Annotated in this window: 15 protein-coding genes and 1 tRNA gene; 10 read left to right on the plus strand and 6 right to left on the minus strand. The window is 56.0% G+C overall.

Annotation, left to right across the window (positions count from 1 at the left end; all coding sequences use genetic code 11):
- The first annotated feature begins 117 nt into the window (after window positions 1–117).
- Window positions 118–1548, plus strand: a complete 1431-nt coding sequence (locus ACA069_RS06915) for a DegQ family serine endoprotease (protein WP_497616818.1) — start codon at window positions 118–120, stop codon at window positions 1546–1548.
- A 79-nt stretch (window positions 1549–1627) separates the two neighbouring features.
- Here the strand turns inward: ACA069_RS06915 and ACA069_RS06920 are convergent, their stop codons facing one another.
- Window positions 1628–3061, minus strand: coding sequence for a M48 family metalloprotease (locus ACA069_RS06920; protein ID WP_489878415.1), 1434 nt, complete (start codon window positions 3059–3061; stop codon window positions 1628–1630).
- 98 nt (window positions 3062–3159) lie between these two features.
- Here ACA069_RS06920 and ACA069_RS06925 point away from each other — a divergent pair, with 98 nt between their 5' ends.
- Together ACA069_RS06925 and ACA069_RS06930 are read left to right on the plus strand one after the other, a co-directional pair.
- Complete coding sequence (locus ACA069_RS06925) at window positions 3160–3399, plus strand: sulfurtransferase TusA family protein (RefSeq protein WP_401266025.1); 240 nt, start codon at window positions 3160–3162, stop codon at window positions 3397–3399.
- A gap of 32 nt (window positions 3400–3431) precedes the next feature.
- The gene (locus ACA069_RS06930) at window positions 3432–4502 is read left to right on the plus strand and encodes an AI-2E family transporter (protein WP_187680166.1); all 1071 of its coding nucleotides are present in this window, start codon (window positions 3432–3434) and stop codon (window positions 4500–4502) included.
- An 84-nt stretch (window positions 4503–4586) separates the two neighbouring features.
- On the opposite strand, the gene ACA069_RS06935 is transcribed toward ACA069_RS06930, so the two are convergent.
- Together ACA069_RS06935 and ACA069_RS06940 are read right to left on the minus strand one after the other, a co-directional pair.
- Complete coding sequence (locus ACA069_RS06935; RefSeq protein WP_401266022.1) at window positions 4587–5060, minus strand: peroxiredoxin; 474 nt, start codon at window positions 5058–5060, stop codon at window positions 4587–4589.
- Window positions 5061–5070: 10 nt separating this feature from the next.
- Window positions 5071–5631: a glycine cleavage system transcriptional repressor gene (locus ACA069_RS06940; protein WP_016984694.1), complete on the minus strand. Its 561-nt coding sequence runs from the start codon at window positions 5629–5631 to the stop codon at window positions 5071–5073.
- A gap of 337 nt (window positions 5632–5968) precedes the next feature.
- Here ACA069_RS06940 and dapA point away from each other — a divergent pair, with 337 nt between their 5' ends.
- From dapA to ACA069_RS06965, 5 genes are all read left to right on the plus strand, one after another.
- A complete protein-coding gene (gene dapA / locus ACA069_RS06945; RefSeq protein ID WP_187680168.1) occupies window positions 5969–6847 on the plus strand; it encodes a 4-hydroxy-tetrahydrodipicolinate synthase in 879 nt (292 codons plus the stop codon).
- Between the two features lie 17 nt (window positions 6848–6864).
- Window positions 6865–7980, plus strand: a complete 1116-nt coding sequence (gene bamC, locus ACA069_RS06950; RefSeq protein WP_187680169.1) for an NlpB/DapX family lipoprotein — start codon at window positions 6865–6867, stop codon at window positions 7978–7980.
- A gap of 4 nt (window positions 7981–7984) precedes the next feature.
- Window positions 7985–8746 carry an MBL fold metallo-hydrolase gene (locus ACA069_RS06955; protein WP_187680170.1) on the plus strand — a complete coding sequence of 254 codons (762 nt, stop codon included), beginning with the start codon at window positions 7985–7987 and terminating at the stop codon, window positions 8744–8746.
- 28 nt (window positions 8747–8774) lie between these two features.
- Window positions 8775–9488: a phosphoribosylaminoimidazolesuccinocarboxamide synthase gene (gene purC, locus ACA069_RS06960; RefSeq protein WP_187680171.1), complete on the plus strand. Its 714-nt coding sequence runs from the start codon at window positions 8775–8777 to the stop codon at window positions 9486–9488.
- Window positions 9489–9572: 84 nt separating this feature from the next.
- A tRNA-Ser gene (locus ACA069_RS06965) sits at window positions 9573–9662 on the plus strand.
- Window positions 9663–9759: 97 nt separating this feature from the next.
- Here ACA069_RS06965 and ACA069_RS06970 read toward each other — a convergent pair.
- The 3 genes from ACA069_RS06970 to ACA069_RS06980 form a co-directional block, all read right to left on the minus strand.
- A complete protein-coding gene (locus ACA069_RS06970) occupies window positions 9760–10011 on the minus strand; it encodes a hypothetical protein (RefSeq protein WP_497616819.1) in 252 nt (83 codons plus the stop codon).
- A 72-nt stretch (window positions 10012–10083) separates the two neighbouring features.
- Window positions 10084–10899, minus strand: coding sequence for a restriction endonuclease (locus ACA069_RS06975; protein WP_497616820.1), 816 nt, complete (start codon window positions 10897–10899; stop codon window positions 10084–10086).
- 13 nt (window positions 10900–10912) lie between these two features.
- Window positions 10913–11737, minus strand: a complete 825-nt coding sequence (locus ACA069_RS06980) for a GIY-YIG nuclease family protein (RefSeq protein ID WP_497616821.1) — start codon at window positions 11735–11737, stop codon at window positions 10913–10915.
- A 135-nt stretch (window positions 11738–11872) separates the two neighbouring features.
- Between ACA069_RS06980 and ACA069_RS06985 the strand changes: the two genes are divergently transcribed.
- Window positions 11873–13885, plus strand: a complete 2013-nt coding sequence (locus ACA069_RS06985; RefSeq protein WP_497616822.1) for a DEAD/DEAH box helicase — start codon at window positions 11873–11875, stop codon at window positions 13883–13885.
- A 274-nt stretch (window positions 13886–14159) separates the two neighbouring features.
- Complete coding sequence (locus ACA069_RS06990) at window positions 14160–14441, plus strand: hypothetical protein (protein WP_497616823.1); 282 nt, start codon at window positions 14160–14162, stop codon at window positions 14439–14441.
- The last annotated feature ends 781 nt before the right edge of the window (window positions 14442–15222 follow it).

A 15222-nucleotide genomic window follows, 5' to 3' on the forward strand; every position in this document is an offset into this window, starting at 1 on the left:
GTCAGAGCCTAACGGCTCTGGCCTTGTTTGTTGTTCCTGGAATAAAAGTACCGGCCTGTAGTGTCCGGTGGTCCTTGTTCCATATCGCTTAAACCTGCTCGTCGTAACGGGAGCTGTATGTCGATACCTAGCTTGAAATCTTATCTCTCCATCTTTGCTACTGTGCTGCTGCTCGGTCAGGCGGTTCCTGCTGCGCAAGCGGCCGACCTGCCTGACTTCACCCAACTGGTCGAACAAGCTTCGCCTGCCGTGGTGAACATCAGTACCACGCAGAAACTGCCTGATCGCAAAGTGAACCAGCAGATGCCTGATCTCGAAGGCCTGCCGCCAATGCTGCGGGAGTTTTTCGAGCGCGGCATGCCGCCTCAACAGCGTTCGCCGGGCGGTGGTCGGCAGCGTGAAGCGCAATCGCTGGGTTCGGGCTTCATCATCTCTCCCGATGGCTACATTCTGACCAACAACCACGTGATTGCCGATGCTGACGAAATCCTCGTTCGCCTGGCTGATCGCAGCGAAATGAAAGCCAAGCTGGTAGGCACCGACCCGCGTTCCGACGTGGCCCTGCTGAAAATCGAGGGCAAGGACTTGCCGGTGCTCAAGCTCGGCAAATCCCAGGATCTGAAGGCCGGCCAATGGGTCGTGGCAATCGGTTCGCCTTTCGGCTTTGACCACACCGTGACCCAAGGCATCGTCAGCGCCGTTGGCCGTAGCCTGCCCAACGAAAACTATGTGCCGTTCATCCAGACCGACGTGCCGATCAACCCGGGCAACTCCGGTGGCCCGCTGTTCAACCTGAATGGGGAGGTGGTCGGGATCAACTCGCAGATCTACACCCGTTCCGGCGGCTTCATGGGCGTGTCGTTCGCTATTCCTATCGATGTGGCGATGGATGTTTCCAACCAACTGAAGAGTGGCGGCAAAGTCAGCCGTGGCTGGCTGGGCGTGGTTATTCAGGAAGTGAACAAGGATCTGGCCGAGTCGTTCGGTCTTGAGAAGCCGGCCGGTGCGCTGGTTGCGCAGATCCAGGACGACGGTCCGGCGGCCAAGGGCGGCCTGCAAGTCGGCGACGTGATCCTGAGCATGAACGGCCAGCCGATCATTATGTCTGCTGATCTGCCACATCTGGTCGGCGCACTGAAGGCCGGTGCGAAAGCCAATCTGGAAGTGATACGTGAAGGCAAACGTAAAAACGTCGAGTTAACTGTTGGCGCGATTCCGGACGAAGACAAAGAGCTGGGTGCGTTGCCGAAGTCCGGTGCTGAAACCAACAGCAACCGTCTCGGTGTTTCGGTGGGCGAGTTGACCGCCGAGCAGAAGAAAACCTACGACCTCAAAGGTGGCGTGGTCATCAAGGAAGTGCAGGACGGTCCTGCGGCCCTGATCGGTCTGCAGCCGGGTGATGTCATCACCCACCTGAACAACCAGGCCATCGGTTCCGCCAAGGAGTTCGCCGAGATCGCCAAGGCACTGCCGAAGAACCGTTCGGTGTCGATGCGGGTTCTGCGTCAAGGTCGTGCGAGCTTCATCACCTTCAAACTGGCCGAATAAAAGCTAGTGATAAAAAGAAGCCGCCTCGGAAGAGGCGGCTTTTTTATGCCTGGAGTTTTTATGTCGCGAACAAAGATGCTCAGCCCATCATGTCCTTGACCATGCGCTCCTGCTCCATCAACTCGCGCTGGCGGGCGTCGATCCGCGAGGACAGCGGGAAGTTGCTGCCGGCCTTGCGCTTGGCAAAGTCGAGCTGCTGGATCGCCTGACGATAATCGCCAACCAGGGCGAAGTATTCCGCGCGAGCCTGGTGCAAGCCAATGATGTTTCCAGACAAACCACGGGTTTCGGCAACCTGATACCAGACGTCCGGATCATCCGGGCGTGATTTGAGCAGGCTTTCCAGTGCCTTCTCGGCGTCGGCGGCGCGGTTCTGCTTGAGCAGAAGATCGACACGAACCTGATTCAGCGGATAGTTGCCGGGATACTGGGTGAGCATCCGGTCAACCCGCGACTGCGCATCGGGCAGGCGATTGTTGGTGATGTCCAGATCAACCTGGGCGAGGTTGTAGATGATCTCGTTCGGCGCGGTGACCAACAGTTGTTTGAGGTTCTCTCGCGCTTCATTCAACTGACCGCCCTTGATCTGCGCGATAGCCAGACCATAGCGCGCGACATCGTTTTTCGGATTCTCGTCCAACTGTGCACGAAAGCGCTTGGCGCCAAGTCCCGGGGTTTCTTCGTAGATCAGTTGTACGCGTGCGCGAATCAGTTGATAGCGCTTGGTGTCTTCGATGCCGCCCGCCTTGGCCTGTTCGGCGCGGTTGCGGGTGTCGGCGATCCGCGATTCCGTGACCGGGTGAGTCAGGAGGAATTCCGGTGGCTTGGCGTCGAAGCGATACTGGCGCATCAAGCGTTCGAACATGGTTGGCATAGAGCGCGGGTCGTACCCGGCTTTTTCAAGATTGAGGATGCCGATGCGGTCGGCTTCCTGTTCATTCTGGCGGGAGAAGGTCCGCTGCGCCTGAATCGCTGCGGCCTGAGTGCCAGCGATGGTCGCGATGCCGGCGTCACCGCCACCGGCTGCAGCAATCACGATCCCGGCCAGCAGGGCAGCCATCATCGGGACTTGCATGCGCTGCGAAGCTTCGACGCCGCGGGCAAAGTGGCGTTGCGACAAGTGCGCCAGTTCGTGTGCCAGTACCGACGCGTATTCGCCCTCGGTCTGCGCATTGAGAAACAGACCACCGTTGACCCCGACCACGCCGCCCGGTGCCGCGAAGGCGTTGAGCTGCGGGCTGTTGATCAGAATGAATTCGAGGCGTCTGTCAGTGACCTGACTGGTTTCCACCAGCTTGTAAACGCTGGATTCGACGTAGTCCTTGAGTTGCGGATCGTTGAGCTGTGAAACCTGGCTGCGCAACATGGCCAGCCACGCCCGGCCGAGCTGGTATTCCTGTTGCGGCGAGACAATGGCAGAACTGGCGTCGCCGAGTGACGGCAGATCGTCGGCAAAGCCTGGTGAGGCGAGCAGGCAAGCGAGCGTCAGCAGGGTAGGGCGCAGAAAAGTCATGCACAAAGCCTTAGAAGACAAAGACCTTACTGTAGCCGGACACCAAGCCTGCGACCAGATATTCTAGGCAGCTCGACGACTTGAACCGGAGTGACGCAATGACTGACGCTGTAGCCCATGAGGTAGAACTGGACGCCAGTGGTCTTAACTGTCCGTTGCCGTTACTCAAGGCAAAAATGGAGCTCAACAAGCTTCAAAGCGGCGACGTGCTCAAGGTGATCGCCACGGATGCCGGCTCGCAGCGCGACTTTCGCACCTTTGCCAAGTTGGCCGGTCATACGCTGCTGCGCGAAGAAGACGAAGCGGGCGTCTACCGTTACTGGTTGAAAAAAGCCTGAAACCGACAGCGTACAAGACCTAAGGATTATTGATGTTCAAAGTGTTACGCGACTGGATTCAGCGCTACTTCTCCGACGAAGAAGCCGTGGTGCTGGCCGTTCTGCTGGTGCTGGCCTTTACTGCGGTGCTGACCCTCGGTGGCATGCTTGCGCCAGTGTTGGCCGGGATGGTGCTGGCGTATCTGATGCAGGGGCTGGTGGTCACGCTGGAGCGTCTGCGCATGCCGGGCGGTGCGGCGGTGGGGCTGGTGTTTGCGTTGTTCATGGGCGTATTACTGGTGTTCATCGTCGTGGTGGTGCCGCTGCTCTGGCATCAATTGATCACGCTGTTCAATGAACTGCCGGGCATGCTCGCAAAATGGCAGTCGCTGCTCTTGCTGCTGCCCGAACGCTATCCGCATCTGGTCTCCGACGAGCAAGTGTTGCAGGCGATTGAGGCCGCGCGCGGCGAGATCGGCAAGTTCGGTCAATGGGCGCTGACCTTTTCGCTGTCGAGTCTGCCACTGCTGGTGAACATCATGATCTATCTGGTGCTGGTGCCGATCCTGGTGTTCTTCTTCCTCAAGGATCGGGCGATGATCGGCGAGTGGGTGCGTGGCTATCTGCCGCGTGAACGGGCGCTGATCACGCGGGTGGCGCAGGAAATGAACCGGCAGATCGCCAACTACATTCGCGGCAAAGTCATCGAGATCGTGATTTGCGGCGGCGTGACCTACATCGCCTTCGTCGCACTTGGCCTCAACTATGCAGCGCTGCTGGCGTTGCTGGTCGGTGTTTCGGTGGTTGTGCCCTATGTCGGCGCGGTGGTGGTGACCGTGCCGGTGCTGCTGATTGCGCTATTTCAATGGGGCTGGAGCGATCAGTTCATCTATCTGATGGCGGTCTACGGGATTATCCAGACGCTGGACGGCAACGTGCTGGTGCCGCTGCTGTTTTCCGAGGCGGTCAACCTGCACCCGGTGGCAATCATCTGCGCTGTGCTGTTGTTTGGCGGGCTGTGGGGGTTCTGGGGAGTGTTCTTTGCGATTCCCCTGGCGACGCTATTCAAGGCTGTGCTGGACGCATGGCCGCGCAAGGAACCGGCGGTAGCGCCACTTCTTTAACGCAAAAAGATCGCAGCCTTCGGCAGTTCCTACAGGAAACGTATTCCAAATGCAGGAGTTGCCGAAGGCTGCGATCTTTTGATCTTAGGCTTTGTTTAGCGCTTCGGCAGCGGCCAAAACTGCATCCACATGCCCCGGCACCTTCACACCACGCCATTCCTGACGCAGCACACCGTCCTTGTCGATCAGGAAAGTGCTGCGATCAACACCCAGGTATTCCTTGCCGTACAGCTTCTTCAGCTTGATCACGTCGAACAGTTGGCAGACCGCTTCGTCCTTGTCGCTGATCAGCTCGAACGGAAACTCCTGCTTGCACTTGAAGTTCTCGTGGGACTTCAGGCTGTCGCGCGAGATGCCGAAGATTTCAGTGTTGGCAGCCTTGAACGCCGCGTACTGATCACGAAAGCCCTGGCCTTCGGTGGTGCAGCCGGGGGTGCTGTCCTTCGGATAGAAGTAAATCACCACTTGCTTGCCCTTCAGGGCTGACAGGCTGACGGTTTGCCCGCTGGTGGCAGGTGCTTCGAAATCCGCAACCGGTTGGTCGATGATAACGGCCATGAAAGCTTCCTTACATTGGGTTTTGTGGGCGCCAAGGCTCGATCAGTGCGTCCAGATTCATCGCGTCGGCGAAATCCAGGAACTGGTCGCGCAGCCAACTGATCTGGGTGCCGGCCGGCAACGTCACGGTAAACGTGGCGTTAAGCATGGTGCCGCCGGTCTGTGGTGCCTGATAAGTATCGCAGGTCAGGTTTTCCAGCTCGACGTTGTGGTCCATGAAGAACTGGCACAGCTCGTTGATGATGTCCGGGCGATACGCCGAACTGACGTAAGCCACGTACGGCAGCGCCTGTGGACGATTCTCCAGCGCCGCGCTACGCACCACGTTGACGGTGAATGCGTGTTTCTTGGCGAGGCCTGACAGGCTGCCTTCCAGACGCGCGAGGGCGTCCCAGCTGCCAGAGATCTCGAGGATCAGCGCACTGCACTCGCCGTGGCGGGTCAGGCGAGAAGTAACCACGGCGCAGCGATTTTCATGGCTGGCGCGGCACAGGACGTTAGTCAGCTCCATGGGGTTGGCGCCGAGGGCACTGATGACAAGGAATTGTTCGCGAACTGTGGGGGTGGACATGCAGCATTCCTAAAGCGATGAGCGGTCGGTAGGTTGACGGGCGTTTGACGCCGAGGGAGGGCCTCTGCCCATTCAGGCTGTCCGTTCAAAGAACCCCGACAAGCGCTCGTGGCTCGCTCCACAAAAGCGGGAGCGCGTCGATGCGACGCAGGAACGGGGTCTGGGAGGCCGAAAAGGGAGGCTGGAACCCGGCATACAAGCTGATCAGTACCGATCAAAGTCTGAAGGGTAGCGAAAAGCGACGCCAAGGGGAATGGCGGCTACGCAGTACTTTGCTTGTGCAAGCATCTTGGCGCCAGTACCATTACCGCTCTCTTTTTCCGGCAGGAGCGGTTTCATGATTGCGGGCAGTATGGTGGCACTGGTCACTCCCATGGATGCACAAGGGCGTCTTGACTGGGACAGCCTCAGCAAACTCGTGGACTTCCATCTCAAGAACGGCACCCATGCCATTGTCGCGGTCGGCACCACCGGCGAGTCGGCAACCCTTGATGTAGAAGAACACATCGCCGTCATCAAAGCCGTGGTCAAACAGGTTGCCGGGCGCATTCCGGTCATCGCCGGCACTGGCGCCAACTCGACCCGCGAAGCCGTCGAACTGACCCGCAATGCCAAAGAAGCCGGTGCCGATGCCTGCCTGCTGGTGGTTCCGTACTACAACAAGCCGACTCAGGAAGGCTTGTACCAGCACTTCAAACACATCGCCGAAGCGGTCGATATCCCACAGATTCTCTACAACGTTCCTGGCCGCACCTCTTGCGACATGCAGGCCGAGACCGTCATTCGGCTATCCACCGTGCCGAACATCATCGGCATCAAGGAAGCCACTGGCGACCTGAAGCGTGCCAAAGCGATTATCGACGGCGTGAGCAAGGACTTCATCGTGCTGTCCGGCGATGATCCGACCGCGGTCGAGCTGATCCTGCTGGGCGGCAAAGGTAACATCTCTGTGACTGCCAACGTCGCTCCGCGCGAAATGGCTGATCTGTGCGAGGCCGCGCTCAAGGGCGACGCTGACACCGCTCGGGCCATTAACGAAAAACTGATGCCGCTGCACAAAGACCTGTTCATCGAAGCCAACCCGATTCCGGTGAAGTGGGCTTTGGTTGAAATGGGCCTGATGCACGAAGGCATCCGCCTGCCGCTGACCTGGCTGAGCGCACCTTGTCATGAAACGCTTCGCTCGGCCCTGCGCCAGTGCAGCGTCCTGGTTTAATTGAGGAAGTACAACGCATGAAGCGAATGGCCGGACTTTCCGCACTTGCCTTGATTATCTCCAGCACCAGTGGCTGCGGATGGGTCTGGGGCCCGGAAGGTTATTTCCGTGACCGTGGTAGCGATTACCTGGAAGCGCAACAGACTGCACCGATGCAACTACCACCGGATGTCAGCACCTCCAAGCGTCTGGATCCGCTGCTGCCGATCCCGCGCAACGTTGCTGACGATACCGCCAAGGGCGAGTACGTGGTTCCACGTCCTCAACCGCTGTCGGCGATCGCCGATGCCACCGACTACTCGCTGCAGAAGAGTGGCGATTCTCGTTGGGTAATGGCTCAACACCCACCGGCCGAAGTCTGGCCAGTGGCTGTGCAGTTCTTCCAGGACAACGGTTTCCGTCTGGATGAACAGCGTCCGCAAACTGGCGAATTCACCACCACCTGGCAGCGTTCCGACGAACTGTCCGCCGCCATGGCCAAACGCCTGAGCGCGGCCGGTATCGCCAGTGATAGCGAAACCCGCGTTCGCGTGCGTATCGAGCCGGGCGTGCAGCGCAACACCAGTGAAATCTACGTGGTCAGCGCCGAGCGTCCTGCCGGCAGCACTGCCGACGTGGCCTTCACCAATCGTTCGGTCAACACTGGCCTGGACGCAGCGCTGGTCGACGACATGCTCGCGAGCATGAGCCGTATCGCCGAGAAGGGCGGTTCGGTGTCGATGCTGGCTTCGCGTGATTTCGATACCCCGAGCCGCGTCAGCCTCAGCGAAGACGGCAGCGGTAACCCGGTGTTGAACGTCGGTACCGATCTGGACCGTGCCTGGTCGAGTGTTGGCCGTGCGCTGGAGCAGGGCGAATGGCGCGTTGAAGACATCAACCGCAGTCTGGGCCTGTACTACATCAACCTGGCCGAAAAAGCCGAGAAGAAAGACGACAAGCCTGGTTTCTTCAGCAGCCTGTTCGGCAGTGCGCCGAGCAAGGAAGAAGTTGAAGCCCGTGCCGAGCGTTATCAGGTTCGCCTGAGCAAGGTTGGCGAGAACATTCAGGTGACCGTCGAGAAAAACATCAACACCGTCGCGCCGGCTGAAGTGGCGCGCAAAGTGTTGAGCGTCATTCAGGACAACCTGGGCTGATCCAATGCGTTTTGCCGTTCTCGGCAGCGGTAGCCAAGGGAACGGCACGCTGATCGCCAGTGCTGATACGTATGTGCTGGTGGATTGTGGTTTTTCCCTGCGGGAAACCGAAAAACGCCTGTTGCGTCTGGGTGTAAACCCGGCGCAACTGAGCGCGATACTCGTAACCCACGAACATGCCGACCACGTGCATGGCGTGGGTTTGCTGTCTCGGCGCTACAATCTGCCGGTCTACCTCAGTCGCGGCACACTGCGCGGGATGCGCAAACCGATTGAACCCGCAGGCTTTCTGGCTGGCGGCGAGCAACTGCAGATCGGTGCACTGAACATCGGGGTCATTGCCGTGGCCCATGATGCGCAGGAGCCGACCCAGTATGTATTCAGTGACAACGAACAGCGGCGCTTCGGCCTGCTGACCGACCTGGGTTCCTACTGCGAGCGGGTGCTGGACGGTTACCGGGATCTCGATGCATTGATGATCGAATCCAATCATTGTCGTGACATGCTGGCCCGTGGTCACTACCCGTACTTTCTCAAGCAGCGGGTGGGCGGCGAGCTGGGACATTTGAACAACCATCAGGCGGCATTCCTGGTGTCCGAGTTGGGCTGGCAGGGTCTCCAACACCTGGTCCTGGCCCATCTGAGCAGCAAGAACAACATGCCGCAGCTGGCCCGGCAATGTTTTGTCGACACCCTCGGGTGCGACCCGGACTGGCTGCAACTGGCCGATCAAGATTCAGGGCTCGACTGGCGCCACATCGCCTAGCCCACCTACTTAGCAAGCGGAGCCCATCATGGAAAAACGTGAAGAACTCTACCGCGGCAAAGCCAAATCGGTTTACAAGACCGACGACGCTGACCGCTTGATCCTGCTGTTTCGCAACGACACCTCGGCGTTCGACGGCAAGCGCATCGAACAACTCGACCGCAAAGGCATGGTGAACAACAAGTTCAACGCCTTCATCATGCAGAAACTCGAAGCGGCCGGCATTCCGACCCAATTCGACAAGCTGCTGGGCGACAACGAGTGCCTGGTGAAGAAGCTCGACATGATCCCGGTCGAGTGCGTCGTGCGTAACTACGCCGCTGGCAGCCTGGTAAAACGCCTGGGCGTCGAAGAAGGCCTGAAGCTCAACCCGTACACCTTCGAGTTGTTCCTGAAAGACGACGCCAAGGGCGACCCGTTCATCAACGAATCCCACGTCGTGGCATTCGGCTGGGGCACCGCCGAGCAGTTGGTTCGCATGAAAGAACTGTCGCTCAAGGTCAACGAAGTGCTGACCAAGCTGTTCGACGACGCCGGCCTGCTGCTGGTCGACTTCAAGCTTGAGTTCGGCGTGTTCAGCGACGGCTCCATCGTCCTGGGCGACGAGTTCAGCCCGGACGGTTGCCGTCTGTGGGACAAGGACACCAAGAAGAAGATGGACAAAGACCGCTTCCGCCAGGGCCTCGGTGACGTTATCGAAGCCTACGAAGAAGTCGCCAATCGTCTGGGCGTACCGCTTTAATCGACGCAAGCATCTGATAGCACGGAAAAAATTTGCGAAAGGGGGTTCGCTTTCGGCAAAAGTGTTGTTATGATGCGCGCCGTTGGAGAGATGCCAGAGTGGCCGAATGGGACGGATTCGAAATCCGTTGTACCTTCACCGGTACCTAGGGTTCGAATCCCTATCTCTCCGCCATATGTATAAAACCCTCGCAAGTCATTGATTTGCGGGGGTTTTTCGTTTTTGGGTTTTGGTTGTTGTACGTAGGGATAGTACGTAAAATTTTGCCGTCTTAGGTTATTTCAGTCACCCCTTGGCTGTTGATTGCTGATTGGCTCCTTTTTATACATGCTTCTGGCGTATCAAATTCGTCCTCGGTGCGTTCGCGCTGACCGTCTTTGGTTTGTACTGGTGGAATGTCGGACCAATCTCCTGCGATCGTACCGCTTGGAGTAGCTTCGGTTCTTTGCTCGGTGGGGTGTTCACAATCGTCGGTGCTGGGGCAACGATAGGAACGCTTCTCTTCCTCGGCAAGCAGAATCATGACATGCAGGAAGTCACGAAGGTACAGGTGTCCACCCTAGTCGACCGTCGCAGCCGGCTTTTTGCTTTCCAGTCATTTGTGAAGGGTGTAGTCGATTGCCTTCGTGTTGAAGTCTTCAAGTACGCCTCGAACCAAATCCATCGCGTCAAAGCTGAAATTGAGTGTTCTGCTCGAATGCACGTATTGAACATCAAGGCTGTGAATCTTGACCCGCTGCCCTGACTGCAGAACGATGTAGGTGCTTGCTGGTGCGAGTGTTATGGCTAAGGGCATCCCAACCTGTGATTCGTCGAAAGGCACGTTGCGGTCGAGCCATGTGACTGCTGATAGGGGGCAATCCGTCCCGTCTTGGAAAAGCATTTCCAGCGAGTCTATGGAGACGATGTTGTCACCTGCCAGGGTCGCGACTGACTCTGCGTCCTTCCCATCAATTGCGAGAGCAAAATCGACGTACTCCGTCCTATTGATGGTGCCTTCAATCTCGACCTTCTGTATGAACCCTTCCCAGCCAGAGCCTTGCGGATTTCTGAGCCGCTTGAGGCTTATCCCATAGAATTTACACAGGTTAACCACGCCTTTCTGGAAGCCAACGGTGGTGAGCAACACGCCTTGGCTATTGGGAATGTCGGTGAGCAATCCAAGCAGGTTCCTTGCGTGGATAAGGTCGATTTTGGATTGGTAGTATTTGCACTCCACCAGTACCTGATGCTCGATGCCGTCCTTCAGGTATCGCCAGTACACGTCAATCTGGTGAGCTACACCTGAGCGCCCGGTGATCTGCACGTTGTGCAGAACCTCAATCGTTTCAACCTCAGTAGTGGCTAGGATCGCTTGGTAGACCTGCTGAGCAACCTTCTCGTATTCAGTGCTGTTCTTTACGTCGAGCATTGCGCTGTCCTTATCAATTGCCGTTCAAGCCCCTATCGCGGGTCAGTAGGCGGCGCTTCCACTGAATTTCCTTGTCCATCATCTCTTCCTTGCCAGTGTGTTTGTCTGCGATTTCGAGGATGCTGAACCTGAAATTATCCGCGAATTCCTTGCCGCGCTTGGTATGCAGAACACGAATGCGTGTGTTCCCACCATGCCCGTTATTGGCGTAGTTCGACCATCGATCCCACAATCCGCCTGTGCCTGTCGCTGAACCCACGTAGAGCTGATGCTCGCCTTCCGTGCGGTCAGATATTAGGTAGACGCCTGCCACGCTGGAGAGGGCTGTCTGCCATGATTCCAAGCCTTGATTGACGATGATCTTCAGCTCTCCGTGAGACACGTCCACTTCCTTGAAGCCGGGGAATCTGCCAACCGTCATGGGCTTCTCAAGGATGGAGGACACGACCATGCTTTTCATGCACGTTTCCAGCCATAGGTAATTCATTCGCGGTTTCGTGTAGTCGAGGATCAAGCGTCCTTCCAACTCAGCAAATTCTGGTACGCGGCGGTAGTCGTAAACGAAGTCACGCTTCTCTTTTTTGGTCTTCGTGTCGTTCAATTTCAACGAGTCGTACACACCTGCCAGAAGCCATTTCTTCGTGCCCGGTAGCTCGACCAATCCAATGACATACTCACACTCGAAATTCCTGCGGGACTGCCACGATTGCCACTCATCAAAATCACCGGCTAGATAAACGTCCATCGGGTGCTCAATCCCGTTGTGCTGAGCGAGATGCACCTTCGTGTTTTGAGCGGTGAGAGACGGCAAAAGGCAGGTGAGTAGCTGAATCAGCATGGATTGGCTCTGGTGAGTTTATAAACAGCTATCGCCAAGGATTCACTCGAATCGCGAAGGGAGTCAACGTCTATGTTGAGGGATGGTTGGTTGATGCTCTTGAACGCCAAGCACGCGAGTTCTTGTAGGATCATCATGGACGAAGCACATAACGCGACAACGCCGCTTTCATACACCGTCTACGAGCGTCTTGGCCCAAAGGCTGTGGTGGAGCTTACAGCCACTCCTGATGTGTCCAGCTCGAACATACTGGTCAGCGTCTCCGCATTCGAGTTGAAAGCCGAGAACATGATCAAATTCCCGGTGATCCTTAAAGAGCACAATGGGGAGTGGCAGCTAGCTGTCAGCAGCGCCGTAGCACGGCGAAAAAGCCTCGCCAAAACCGCGCTGGATGAACCTGAGTACATTCGTCCAATCCTGCTAATTCAGGCTGAAAATGCCAAGAGCGAAGCCACTGTTGAAGAGGTCAAACGGCACCTAATCGATACTGATGGTGTGGACGAAAAAGCGATTGCTATCGCGACTGGCACTACGCGGGAAATTGACGGAATCGACCTGTTTGCCAATGACTGCCCCATCGAAGTCATCATCACCAAGCAGGCGTTGAAAGAGGGCTGGGACTGCTCATTTGCCTATGTCTTCTGCTCGGTGGCACAGGTCAAGTCCGACAAAGATATTCAGCAGCTTCTTGGTCGTGTTTTGCGCATGCCGTATGCCGTTCCTCGGCGTCAGGACGCGATGAGCAAAGCGTATGCTCATGTCACCACGGACACCTTTGGACGGGCTGCAGGTGAGCTTACCCAGTCACTCATCAACATCGGATTTAACCCAATGGAAGCTGCTGCCGCCTTCCGCAAGGAGAAGACTTCTGAGCTGGCATTGCAGGGTGGTCAGATTGGAACTCCTGAGCTTCCTGTATCTCGGGTCGTTGTGGCAAAGGCTCCTGACTTTTCGAAAATCCCAGAGCGTGACCGTGAGCGTGTCCTGTTCACGTTGGATGCTGAAGGACCGGGAGGGGTTGTCGAGCTGAAAGACGAACTCGACCTGCTGACGGTTGAAGCTATCGTTTCTACTGTGTCAGGCAAAGAGAAAAAAGCGGCGGTTGCTGCTGAGGTAGAGCGTCATCAACAAGCTACCGTGGCTGCGAAAGCTCCCAGTGAAAGGGGCGTGGTGTTTCAGGTTCCCCGGCTTTACTCGGTGGAGCAAGGTGAGCTTGAGCTGGTTGACCGTGGCGCAGTATCAGCGACGTTTAGCTGGGATCTGTTGTCTTCACCACCAGACCTATCATCGTTCCGGTTTGATGAATGCAGCATGACGTTCGAAGTGTTCCTCGACGAGAAGACTGTTCAGTTCCAAAACGTAAAGGACGATGTTCAGACATACCTTCCCGGTTTCGCACAGGACCGCTCCGCATCAGACCTGATTGGCTGGTTGGATCAGGAAATTCGTGAGCCATCAATCAAACAGCCAGTACTTCGCGAATGGTTGCGCCGAGCTGTTACCGGACTGTTGGAGGATCGCGGATTCTCCCTGTCGCAGCTCTTGAAAGGTCAGTTCATTCTTCGCAGGAAGCTGGGTGAGCAATTGCTGCTGGCGAAGAAAAACGCCTATGACAAAGGATTCCAGCAAGCTCTGTTTCATGACGATTTGGAGCTGGTCACTTCGTCAGAACCGGACCATGCGTTCACCTATCCCGCAGACATGGCGCTGTATCCGGCTACTTCGTACTACGCTGGGTCATTCAAGTTCAAGAAGCACTATTACCCATTCCCCGGCATGCTTCCTTGGAAAACATCGAAGGGGGAGGACGCAGAGGAATACCTTTGTGCGCAGGCAATTGAGCTGTTGGATGAAGTCGATTTTTGGGTACGGAACCTCGTTCACGCTACACAGTTCTGGATGCCTACCGCGACTCAGAGAACCTACCCTGATTTCGTGGCACGCTTGAAGGATGGACGCCTCTTCGTGATCGAGTACAAGGGCGGCGATCGTGTGAGCAACGACGATAGCAAAGAGAAGCGCCTTATCGGTGAGCTTTGGGCTAAGAAATCGGGCGGGAAGGGCGTGTATCTCATGGCGCAGAAGAAGGATGAGCAGGGGCGTGGCTTGCGCGAGCAGCTACTCAACGCCATCAACGCAGCGTTCTGATGTCCAGTTTGGCGGCTCAAGTTTGAAGGCTTTGAGCCGTCATATGTCAATGACCGATGCCCATGCGAAGGGAAGTCGGAATCAACGTATTACAACGGAGGTTGTTATGTGGGCAAAAATTCTGAGCATTTTCGTTTCGCTTTTTTGAAATGTGGTCAAAATTAAGCGATGAAACGAAGGACAAGATTATCTCTTCGATTGTAGAACTCTTTACTGAAATCTTCCGTCAGCAATACAGGTCTTCAAAAAAAGATTCCGAGGAAGGGGAACCAGCATGAGCGTCAAAGACTATATCGTGACAAAAGCTGGCGCGCCTTTGCTTGATAAGACACTGGCAGGTGTACAGGCAGAGGTGGGGATCGCTACCCTTGCAACGCTGGGTAAATCCAAAGCTTCTGAGTTCGCAAATGAGGTGAGGGCGCTCGTTAGCAACGGAGAATTTGTGGCTCAGTTGAGTGAGGATATTGGCGAACCTAAAGAGTTTGAAACTGAGGACGAATTCGTTAATCGTGCTAAGCAGACGATGAGGAATCTGTTGAAAGCAAAGCTCAAATAACATGGTTCAGGCAGGCAAGGCGCTCGGAATTACAGCCCGAGCGCCGCTGCATATAAGTTCTGATGTTTCTCTTGGAATTCTTCCGCTTCTTTCGTGATTCCCTTACATTCTGAAGAGAAGGAGTCGTGCATGGCTCCGAAATCACGAGTGAGTAGCTGCTTATGTGCTACTCGAAAGATGTTATTCAGAATGATTTGCCGGTTATCCCGAGCTGGGTGTCCATCACACTTGCCTTAAATACCTCATCTTCCAGAGCTTTCTTATCTGGACATGATTCGACTTTGTAATTTACGAATTAATCCGTGTAGCATCGCGCCTCGGCTTTAAAGTGTTCGAACCTTGCAGGGTCATTTTCATCGCGAACCGTAGATGGCTGACTACCTCGTTGATAGATTGGGTACTAATCACGGTCCCGTCTAAAATGTATATTCATCACTATGATAAGTCGTGAATAAATCTTCTAGAATTGTCCATTAAAGAGTTACGCCATTGATGATCGAACGGCGAGCTGGTCAAGGTAGGAGCTAGTCAGTGACATGCTCTACGTCGTATAAAGCGACATCGGTATGACGCATTCTAGGCGGGAAACTCAGTGATGCCTCGGCGCGGTTGCCACCCTTTCATGATCGTTCAAATATTTTGGAATCGTCAGCAGACGTGGTGATCTAAAGTATTCGGTGGCTTGATCATCGATATGTAAGCCGGCAGAGGGCGGTCGGGATAAATGTATCGGTATCAACTCTACAGGGTGTCGACTTGAATTCAGCGAATGAGGGGGGTA

Source organism: Pseudomonas sp. LBUM1652 (assembly GCF_059716105.1).